The following is a 10101-nucleotide window of genomic DNA, read 5'->3' on the forward strand; positions in this document are numbered from 1 at the left end:
CTCCACCCTCGAACGCGGCATCCGCCGAGACGACAACCTCGCCAACGCCTACCGCGACTGGCTCACCGCCGCTTGACAGCCAATAGGAGCATCAATGTGTCCGATCACGATGTAATGCGGCTGGAACATCGCCCGCCGTCGGAGCGCGTCCGCGCTGCGGTCTGCGGTCACCTGGCGACGCCGCCATCAAACCCGATCCCGCACCAGCCACTACCGACGACAAGCCGCATCCCAGGTATGAAGATCACGATCTACAGCTGGAGTACTAACGCCCCAGCATGAGGAACACGCCCGTATCCGTAGCGAGAAGGACATCCGCCGAGGCGGCAGAGCATCCCTCGCCGCCTGATCGAGCAGCCCGGCGAACCCGTGCGGTCACAGCACCGGCTCCGGGTGAATCCCCGCGGACGGGTGGCGCCGAAGGAGGTCAGTCGTCCGGCCAGAGGGCGTGGACGTCCAGGCGCACCGCCCACGTTCCGGCCGTGCCGGCGCCGACGAGGGTGCCGTTGGCGGTGAGGGCGAGGGAGTCGGCGCGGTGCAGGGCGGGGATGGTCAGGGCCCGGCCGGTGAGCAGGTGCCAGAGGTCCAGGCGCTGGTCGGACCAGGAGACGGCGAGGACCGGGCCCCTGGGGGTGGCGGCGAGGGCGAGGCCGAGGGGGACGGCCGTGCGGCGCTGCTCGACGAGGACGGGGTCGCCGCCGGTGGCGGTGTCCCAGAGGCGGATGCTGCCGTCGAGGGCGCCAGCGACGAGCAGGACCGTTTCGCCGTCGGGGAGTTCGAGGCCGGCCAGCGAGCAGACCGGTGCCGCGTGGGGGCGGAAGACCCGCGGGTACTCCTCGTCCTCGCGCCACAGGTGGACCTGGCCCTTGCCGTCGCCGACGGCGGCCGTGCGGCGGGTGGACCCGAGGGCGGTGGGCCGGTCGGCGGGGTCGAGGAGGGCGGCGCCGTTGTGGTGCAGGGTGAGCCGGAGGGCGTCGAGCGGGATCTCCTCGGCGCCGGGCATGCCGAGCGGGTGGATGCTGCCGTTGGCGTCCAGGGCGAGGACGGTGTCCAGGCCGAACAGGGCGAGCCCGGCGGGGGCGTGCAGCGGGGTCGGGCCGAACAGGTCGATGACCGCGCCGTCGCGCAGGTCGTGCGCGGTGAGCCGGCCGAGCGGGCCGCTGATGACGGCGGTCGCGGCGACCGGGCTGACGGCGAGGGCGGCGGCCGGGCGGCGCAGGGTCCAGCGGCCGTACCAGCCGGCGGAGACGGCGAGCGGCCGCAGGTACTCGGCGAGTTGCCCGTCCAGGCCGACGGCGGCGGTGTGCAGCACGGCGGCGCGGTCGGCCTCGCTCAGGCCGGGGACGGAGAGGGCGGGCGCGGCCCGGTGCCAGACCTCGCGGAGCCGGCCGGGGACGGGCAGGTCGGGGTCGGCGAGGGCGGCGGTGATCGCCGCGACGGGGCCGTGCACCAGGTAGCCGGGGTCGGTGAGCAGGGCGCGGGCGGCCTCGGGGAGGTGGTCGAGCGCGTGCTCGCGGTCCTCCTCGGCGACCAGCGTCCAGTCCTGGCCGGGGACCAGCGTGTCGGCGACGGGCTCGCGCGGGGCGGGCACCGTGGGGGCGTCGGGCAGGGGCGGGACGGAGACGACGAGGGTGGCGTCGAGGTCGACGCCGCCGAGGTCGGCGAGCGCCACCGGGTCGTCCGTCTCGACGGCGGCCCGGACGGAAGGCAGGGCGAGCAGCGGGCCGACCAGCTCGGTGATCACCGTGCGCGGGTCGGCGGCGGACAGCCCGGCCGGGCCGCGGCCGGACCGGTGCAGGTCGGTGAGGAGCAGCAGCAGCGGACGCGGGTCCAGGCGTAGCCGTTCCAGCAGTGGGGCGGGGTCGAGCGGGCCGTAGCCGAGGTGGCGGGCGAGCTGCCAGGCCAGGGTCTCGGCGGTCTGGCCCTGGGCGAAGCCGACGGCGTGCACGGTGGCGCCGGAGCCCGGGGTGGCGGTGGCGGCGACGAGTCCGGCGAGCAGCCGGGTCTTGCCGGCGCCGCGCGGGCCGGTGACCAGGGCGAGGCGCGGACGGCCGTCGGACCCGTCCGTATCCGTGGCAGGGCCGTCGGCGGCCCAGGCGAGGAGTTCGGCGGCGGGGACGGCGTGGGGGTCGGGGCTGCTCATGCTCAGTCGCGGCCCGGGTCCCCGGCGGTGATCTCGCGCAGCCGGTGCAGGTTCTCGGCCCGCTCGGCGGCGTTCTCGCCGGCCGGGACGAGGTGGCTGACCTCGGCGTCGGGGAACATCCCGGACAGCCAGAACGAGCAGTAGTGGCCGGGCAGGAAGCAGGCCTCCAGCTCGGTGTGGATCCGGGTGACCTGGTCGGGCTCGACGCCGGCCGCGTACAGCTTGGCCCAGACCCGCTGCTCGGGGTGGACGCAGATCGTGCCGGCCTCGGTGACCAGGTGCTTCTCGCCGTCGGGGGAGACGAACTCGAAGGTCGCGTACATCTCGGTGCTCGCGGTGGTGCGGATGTCCTCCAGCACCACCGGCCACCAGCGGTCGGCGTCGGCGAAGGCGGCGGGGTCGGCGTCGCGCATGGCCTGCTCGGCGTACCGGAAGGCGTGCGCGGCCTGGTCCGGGTCCTCGGCGGCGCCGATCTCCTCCATCAGGACGTCCAGGTGGAACAGGCACTCGGCGAGCGCCTCGGGGCGGGAGTTGACGTACCGCTCGGGCTCCTCGTAGCCGAGCATCAGGGCGCGGACCTCGCCCTCGGGGGTGGCGCACAGCTCGAAGGCGCGGTCGGAGCCGAGCCGGGCCCAGGTGAGGTGGTCGGCCTGGTCGAGGGTGTGACCGTCCTCCCGGGCGTAGCCGTAGAGGGTGTCGGCCTCGTCGGGCCGGGTGTGGAAGTACGGGAGCACGTCGAGCGGCAGGACCAGCCCCTGGACCCGGTTCAGCGCGGCGGCCTCGGGGGCCTCCGGGTTCCCGGGCACGGTGTCGAAGATCCGTACCCCGGTGCCGCCGAACCGCTGCACGATGCGATCGGTGGGGTTGGTCATGGCGTGCTCCTGGAGGGGCCGGAGGCGGGTGGGGGCGTGGGGGACGTCAGTAGGAGAGCGCGTTCTCCACGTGGCCGAGGACGCCGTGCCAGATCGAGGCCGGGTCGTCCAGCGGCAGGCCGGCGGTCCGCATCAGCGCCCGCAGCCGCTCCTCGGCCTCGCCCGGGGTGAGGCCGTTCTCCTCGTCGGCCTCCTCGGGGTCGTAGTTGGGCCGCTCCGCCTCCAGCGCCTGCACGACGTACATCACGGCGTCGACGCTGCCGCCGAGCAGCTGGGGCGCGCCCTCCTCGGGGATGCAGTAGACGGCGCCGGTCGCGGTGTCCACGCTGACGTCGTCCATGCCGATGCCGCCGATGGACAGCCAGGTGGACATGTCGAAGGTGCTGCGCGGGTAGCGGGCGGCGACCGCGGCCCAGCCGTCGCCGCCGATCTCCAGCTCGTCCTCCATCAGCCGGTCGTCGGCCTCGAACCAGCCGAAGCGGTCCGGCAGGCCGATGTCGCGCAGGAAGGCGCGGGTGGGCTCGTGCGGGATCGCGGCGGCCGCCCCGGCGTTCACGGTGACGAGCTCGTCGTCGAAGACCAGTTCCATCGCGGCACGGTCGATCAGAGGACTCATGGAACGGGCGCTTTCGGTGAGTCGGGGTGGGGCGCGGTCAGTCTAACAACCGGAAAACGGGCCGGCCCGGGCGAATGTCCCGGGCCGGCCGATGCGGTGGCAGGATCAGGTGCTCTTCTTGTTCTTCTTGTCCATCGCGGCCTCGAAGATCGAGATCGGGTTCCCGGACTTCGGCCGCTCGCCCGGGTACATCCGGTTGAGGCGGTCCTCGATCTCCTTGTTGCCGCGGGCGATCGAGGCCTCGTCCGGGCCGTAGTCCACGGTGTGCGTGACGTTGACGTGGGGGAAGTACTTCTTCACCCAGGCCGAGCAGTCGCTGCTGCCCTGGCAGGGGGCGCGCTCGGTGTAGAGGTCCTTCACCATGTGGCCGGTGCCGTTCTCCAGGAACGGGATGCCCAGCACCTTCTCGGAGTGCACCGGATTGCTGCTGCGGCCGACCAGGATGAAGTCCTCGCCCGGTTTGGTCTCGACCCGGACGGCGGCGTAGTTGTTGCTGGAGAATTCCGGCATGCCGTCCTCCTTGCCCGGCTTGTAGTTGCCGTAGCTCCCCTTCTCCTTGCTCGCGGAGTCGTGGCGCGCCTCGTGCCGGGCGAGGGTGGTGGCACGGGCGAGCTCGTCGTCCCAGCCGACCTTCTTGGAGTCCACGCGGGGCCGGTTGGCGCGCTCCTCCGGGGTGCTGTCGCCCCACGAGTAGGGGTTCTTCGGGTTCTTGGGCCGCTTCCCGACGTTGTCGTTGCTGTTGAGCTTGAGCGCGGCGCCGAGCAGCTTCCGGTCGTCGGCGTCCAGCTCCCTCGGGCCGTTCGGCGTGAGCCTGACGATCTTGCCGCGGTCGCCGAGCAGGTACACCGGGCGCTCGCCGAGGTTCTTGCGCAGGTCGTCCTTGCTGGGCTCGCGCTTGTGGATCTTGTGGAGGTCCTTGGAGACGCCGTCGTCGTGCTTCAGATGACTCTTCTTCATCTGGTCGACGCCCTGCTTCATGTCCTCGCCGACATGCTTGCTGGCCTTCTTGACGGCCTGCTCGATGCCCTTCATGGCGGAGTCCATGGCGCCGTTGACGGCGTTGGCGATGGAGTCCTTGCCGCGGGTGCGGCCCTGGTGGGCCTTGGCCTGGCGGAGCTTGTTGCCGCCCTCGCCCTGGAAGTGCGTGCCGCAGCGGCGCATGGCGGTCGACAGGTCGCCGTACGAGCCCATGTCGACCCTGATCTTGGTGCCGACGCCACCGCCGCCGCAGCCGCCGGCGGAGTTGAGCTGCATCGCGGACTTGCCGGCGTCGGCGGTCTGCCCGAGGTCGACGCCCTTCTGCAGGCCGAGCGCGTTGGAGCCGAGCTGGACGACCAGGTCGCCGGCCATCGCGCCGAGGGCCTCCTCCAGCGGGGCCGTCACGGTGGCCATGATCTCGGCCACGACCGCGCGCTGGACCTCCTTGAAGATCCGCTTCACCGCGATCCGGCAGACCTGGGTGCCGGCCAGGCCGCCGAGGGTGGAGATGCCGAGGGTGACCGGGGCGGCGGCGATCGCGGCGGCGACCTCGGCGGCCAGGATGCCGAGTTGGACGATCGCGGCGACCTTGGCGCCCTCGATGAGCAGTGCGGCGGCGTCCAGGCCGTCGGCGGCTCCGCGTCCGATGTCGGCGAGGGTCTTGAGGTGTTTGCCCTTGACCTTGTTCCAGTGCTGCTCCATCGCCTCGACGGCGGCGCCCTCGTTGGCGCCCACCATCTGCTGGATGGCCTTGTGGAGGTCGGCGGTGCCGTCCTCCAGGCTGGTGGCGAACTCCCGCATGGAGTCGGCCATGTGCCGGTAGTCGTCCTCGTCGACGTTGGGCCAGGACACCCCGATGAGGTCCAGCGCTTCGTCGAGATAGCTCGGCAGTGTGACGCCCATGAAGCCCCCCGTGGCGCGGCGCACCTGTTCGGCGAGCCGCGTCCCCCGTTTCCTGAACCAACGAATAAATCTGACCGATATTACGACTTACGTCGTGTCAAGTTTACTCCGAGGGGGTGAGAAGAGAGCCGGACGTGCGCGGGAGGGATTGGGTGGGGAGTGTGGGGGGTTTCCTCCGAGGGGGGTCGTGAGGGGAGCGGGGAGGGAGCTGGAAGGGGGCGGGGCGAGGCCTTGAGGGGAGCCGGAGGGGCGGGTGGGGTGTGTGCGGAGCGTGCGGCGGTGTCGCGCACGCGCCCGGGGGCTGACGGGGAGAGACCTGGTGGCCGGGACTGTCGGCGCCTCGTGATATGCAGTGCGTCTGAATGGCCGTCGTACGGCCGTGCGAGTCTGTGAGCATTCAACGAGGGGGCCAGACGATGGCGCTATTCCGACGCCGCTCCGGCGGGGGGACCGCCGAGGGGAGCCGGACCGGCCGCTGGGGGTTCGGCCTCGGCCGGCGCGAGGACGCGAGTGCGTCGGCGGCGCCCGTGATCGACCCCGCGCTCGGCGACCCGGGCCTGGCCGCCCTGCTCGCCCACGCCGAGGCGCTCGACTGGGAGGCCCTGCGCGAGGGCCTGGCCGCGGTCACCGACGAGGCCGAGCTCACCTGGGTGCTCGACCGGCTCAAGGAGGTCGCCGGGATCGAGAAGTGGATCCCCAAGGCCGTCGCCGCCGAGCCCGACTCCGACCTGCCGCTGCTGCTCTCCGGCGCCCGCCACGTCGCCTGGGCCTGGGAGGCCCGGACCGGCGCCCGCGCCAAGTACGTCACCGACGAGCAGTGGGAGACCTTCTACGAGCGGCTGCGGATCGCCGAGGAGCACCTGTACGAGGCCGCCGAGCGCGCGCCCGGCCGGCTCGCGCCCTGGTACTTCCTGCAGATCAGCGCGCGCGGCGCCTCCCACTCGGCCGAGGTGTCCCGCTACCGCTTCGAGGCCGCGCTGCGCCGTCACCCCGGCGACCCCGCCTCGCACCGCCAGCGGCTCCAGCAGCTCGCCGCCAAGTGGGGCGGCTCCCACGAGGAGATGCACGCGTTCGCCCGCGAGGCCATGCTGGCCGCCCCCGAGGGCAGCCCGCTCGGCGAGCTGGTCGCGCTGGCCCACATCGAGCACTGGCTGAGCCTGGACGACGGGCCGGACGACGCCTACATGGCCGACCCGGAGGTGGCCGCCCGGCTGCACGAGGCGGCGAACCGCTCGATCCTGCACCCGGCCCACCGGCGCGAGCGGGGCTGGCAGGCCGCGTACAACTCCTTCGCGCTGGCCTTCTCGCTGGCCGGCGAGAAGGCGGCCGCGCACGCCCTGTTCGAGACGCTCGACGGCGCGGCGACCGAGTTCCCCTGGTACTACGTGGCCTCGGACGCCGCCGAGGGCTACCGCCGCCACCGGGACAGCTGCGCACCGTAACGCGCGCCTCGACGCGCCCCGCCCGCGCCCACCGCACCGCCACGCCTGCCACGTCCGCCACGTGCGCCGCGACCGCAACCCGCCGACAGCGGCGACCGCAACCCGCCGCGACCGCAACCGAAAGAGCCTCCCGGTGACCCCAGCCGACAACCCGACGAGCGCGCACACCTTCCAGGTGGACCTGCGCGGCCTGGTGGACCTGCTCTCCCACCACCTCTACTCCAGCCCCAAGGTCTACCTGCGCGAGCTGCTGCAGAACGCGGTCGACGCGATCTCCGCCCGCAGGGCCCTCGACCCGCAGGCCCCCGCCCGGATCACCGTCCACGCCGGCGACGACGAGCTCACCGTCACCGACACCGGCGTGGGCCTCACCGAGGCCGACGTCCACACCTTCCTCGCCACCATCGGCCGCAGCTCCAAGCGCGACGCCGACGGCCGGCTGGACGGCGCCGGGCTGGCCGGTGCCCGCTCCGACTTCATCGGGCAGTTCGGCATCGGCCTGCTCTCCTGCTTCGTGGTGGCCGACGACATCACCGTGGTCACCCGCTCCGCCGCGAGCCCGGACGCGCCGGCCATCGAGTGGCGCGGCAGCTCCGACGGCAGCTACACCATCCGCACCCTGCCCGCCGGGGCCAAGCCCGAGCCCGGCACCACCGTCCGGCTCGCCCCGCGCGCCGACGACGCCCGGTGGACCCGCCCCGGCCAGGTCCTCGAACTGGCCCGCAACTACGGCAGCCTGCTGCGCCACGAGGTCGTGGTGACCGACGACCGCGGCGGCATGACCCGGATCGACCGCACCCCGCCGTGGGCCGAGCGGCACGACTACCCGCAGGCCCGCCGCACCGCGCTCACCGAGTACTGCCGCGCCACCTTCGAGTTCACCCCGCTCGACACCATCGAGCTGGACCTGCCCCTGGTCGGCCTGCGCGGCGTCGCGTACGTGCTGCCCGACGCCGTGCCGCCCTCCCGCCGGGCCGGCCACCGGGTCCACCTCAAGGGCATGCTGCTCTCCGAGCAGGCCGACGAACTGCTGCCCGACTGGGCGTTCTTCGTGCGCTGCGTGGTCGACACCGACGGCCTGCGCCCCACCGCCTCCCGCGAGGGCCTGTACGCCGACGAGACCCTCGCGGCCGTCCGCGACGCGCTCGGCGCCCGCATCCGCGACTGGCTCACCGGCCTGTCCGCCAGCGACCCGGCGCTGCTGCACCGCTTCCTCTCCGTGCACCACCAGGCCGTCAAGTCGCTGGCCCGCCACGACGACGAGCTGCTGCGGATGCTGCTGCCCTGGCTGCCGTTCGAGACCACCAACGGCAACGTCACCCTCGACGAGTTCGCCCGCAGCCACCCGGTCATCCTGGTCACCCGGACCTACGACGAGTTCCGCCAGGTCGCCCCGATCGCCGGCGCCGCCGGGCTCGGCGTGGTCAACGGCGGCTACGCCTACGACCGCGACCTGGTCCACCGGCTGCCCGAGATCCGCCCCGGCAGCTCGGTGGTCGACCTCGACCCGGGCACCGTCACCGCCCACCTGGACACCGTCGACCCCGCCGCCGAGCTCGCCGCCGCCGGCTTCCTCGCCGTCGCCCGCGAGGTGGTCGCCCGCTTCGACTGCGACGTGGCGCTGCGCAGCTTCCACCCCACCACCGCGCCCGCCCTGCTGCTCGACAACCGCGAGGCCCGGCACGAGCGCACCCGCGCCCAGCTCGCCGAGGAGTCCGACGGCCTGTGGGCCGACATCCTCGGCTCGCTGCGCTCCGAGACCCCGCGCGCCCAGCTCGTCCTCAACCACCTCAACCCGCTGGTGCGCCGAGCGGCCACCATCTCCCACCGGGAGCTCGCGGTCACCGCCGCCGAGGCCCTGTACGGGCAGGCGGTGCTGCTCACCCGGCGCCCGCTGCGCTCCACCGAGAGCGCCCTGATCAACCGGTCGTTCATCAGCCTGCTCGACCACGCCATGTTCGGCCACGAGGCCGCCGCCCGCGCCGCCGAGGGTCCGGACCAGCCCCGCTCGGAGGAGTCGTGATGTCGGACAACCGGATGCCGGACGGTCAGGACGGCTACCAGACCCAGGACGAGGTCGTCGAGGCCCTGCGGATCAACGACGCCCGCCCGTACGGCCGCCAGCGCACCGTCACGGCCGAGGAACTCGTCGACGCCGCCCAGCAGTTCGACGACATCGGCCTGCACGCGCTCGCACTGCTCGAACTGATGGAGGCGTACGAGTACGACGGCGAGCGCCGCAAGGCCCCGGTCGTCTTCGCCCGCATCCTCAAGCTGTGGGACAAGCACCCCGACGAGTTCAGCGACTGGGGCCGCCACCAGGTCTTCTGGCGCTTCAAGTGGGTCGCCACCGCCCTGCTCAGCACCCCCGACGTGCCGCTCGACGCGATCCGCCGCTGGCACCAGGAGATGCGCGGGCGCTACGAGAAGGCCGGCCACGGCCTCCAGCCGTACTATGCCCAGCGCTACCACCTCGCCGCGCACACCGGCACCGACGAGGCCGACGCCTTCGACCTCTGGGCCACCCGGCCGCGGACCAGGCTCAGCGACTGCGAGGCCTGCGAGACCCGCGCCCGCGCCCGCCACCACGTGCGCGAGGGCCTCGACGAGCGGGCCCTGCAGGAGTGGCGGCCCGTCCTGGACGGCAGCAGCAGCTGCTCCGAGGAGCCGTACGTCAGCCACGCCCACGCGCTGCTGCCGCTGCTGCGCCTCGGCCGCACCGACGAGGCGCGCTCCAGCCACCTGGTCGGCTACCGCTTCGCCCGCGGCAAGTCCAGCACGGCCTCCGCCGTCGGCCTGCACCTGGAGTTCTGCGCGCTCTCCGGCAACGAGCCGCGCGGCCTGGAGATCCTCGCCGAGAACCGCGACCTGTTCGAGGCGCGCGGCGACGAGCTGTCCCGGCTCGGCTTCCTGACCGCCGTGGAACTGCTGCTCGCCCGGCTGCACGAGGCCGGCCACGCCGACGTCCCGGTCAGCGGCCCGCCCGGCGGCAGCTGGACCGTCACCTCGCTGCTGGACCACGTCCGCACCGAGGGCCGGGCGCTCGCCGCCCGCTTCGACGCCCGCAACGGCACGCCCGTCGTCGGCGAGCGCCGCCTCGCCCGGCTCGCCCAGCGGCCGCTGCTCGCCGAGCCGCTGGCCCTCGGC

6 protein-coding genes and 1 pseudogene are annotated in these 10101 nt (G+C 73.4%); 3 read left to right on the forward strand and 4 right to left on the reverse strand.

Translation table 11 applies throughout. The features are described 5' to 3' along the window. Positions 1-427: 427 nt before the first annotated feature. The 4 genes from ACWEQL_RS37855 to ACWEQL_RS37870 all read right to left on the reverse strand — a co-directional run bounded on the left by ACWEQL_RS37855 (position 428) and on the right by ACWEQL_RS37870 (position 5512). On the reverse strand, positions 428-2143 hold the full coding sequence (locus ACWEQL_RS37855; protein ID WP_452155371.1) for a WD40 repeat domain-containing protein: 1716 nt from the start codon (positions 2141-2143) through the stop codon (positions 428-430). A gap of 2 nt (positions 2144-2145) precedes the next feature. Then, positions 2146-3015 carry a nucleic acid/nucleotide deaminase domain-containing protein gene (locus ACWEQL_RS37860; protein ID WP_452155373.1) on the reverse strand — a complete coding sequence of 290 codons (870 nt, stop codon included), beginning with the start codon at positions 3013-3015 and terminating at the stop codon, positions 2146-2148. A 46-nt stretch (positions 3016-3061) separates the two neighbouring features. After that, positions 3062-3631 carry an SUKH-4 family immunity protein gene (locus ACWEQL_RS37865; protein WP_452155375.1) on the reverse strand — a complete coding sequence of 190 codons (570 nt, stop codon included), beginning with the start codon at positions 3629-3631 and terminating at the stop codon, positions 3062-3064. A 105-nt stretch (positions 3632-3736) separates the two neighbouring features. Further along, on the reverse strand, positions 3737-5512 hold the full coding sequence (locus ACWEQL_RS37870) for a WXG100-like domain-containing protein (protein ID WP_452155377.1): 1776 nt from the start codon (positions 5510-5512) through the stop codon (positions 3737-3739). Positions 5513-5928: 416 nt separating this feature from the next. Between ACWEQL_RS37870 and ACWEQL_RS37875 the strand changes: the two genes are divergently transcribed. The 3 genes and pseudogenes from ACWEQL_RS37875 to ACWEQL_RS37885 all read left to right on the forward strand — a co-directional run. Beyond that, a complete protein-coding gene (locus ACWEQL_RS37875; protein ID WP_452155379.1) occupies positions 5929-6954 on the forward strand; it encodes a hypothetical protein in 1026 nt (341 codons plus the stop codon). A 133-nt stretch (positions 6955-7087) separates the two neighbouring features. After that, positions 7088-8977: an HSP90 family protein gene (locus ACWEQL_RS37880; RefSeq protein WP_452155381.1), complete on the forward strand. Its 1890-nt coding sequence runs from the start codon at positions 7088-7090 to the stop codon at positions 8975-8977. Further along, positions 8977-10101 (forward strand): annotated as a pseudogene (locus ACWEQL_RS37885) (hypothetical protein); the annotation flags it as partial. The gene ACWEQL_RS37880 and the pseudogene ACWEQL_RS37885, both read left to right, overlap by 1 nt.

This window comes from Kitasatospora sp. NPDC004240 (assembly GCF_053603215.1).

Bases quoted from the DNA above. Each gene is read 5' to 3' on its own strand.
- ACWEQL_RS37855 (WP_452155371.1), bottom strand. From the start codon at position 2,143: ATGAGCAGCCCCGACCCCCACGCCGTCCCCGCCGCCGAACTCCTCGCC.
- ACWEQL_RS37860 (WP_452155373.1), bottom strand. From the start codon at position 3,015: ATGACCAACCCCACCGATCGCATCGTGCAGCGGTTCGGCGGCACCGGG.
- ACWEQL_RS37865 (WP_452155375.1), bottom strand. From the start codon at position 3,631: ATGAGTCCTCTGATCGACCGTGCCGCGATGGAACTGGTCTTCGACGAC.
- ACWEQL_RS37870 (WP_452155377.1), bottom strand. From the start codon at position 5,512: ATGGGCGTCACACTGCCGAGCTATCTCGACGAAGCGCTGGACCTCATC.
- ACWEQL_RS37875 (WP_452155379.1), top strand. From the start codon at position 5,929: ATGGCGCTATTCCGACGCCGCTCCGGCGGGGGGACCGCCGAGGGGAGC.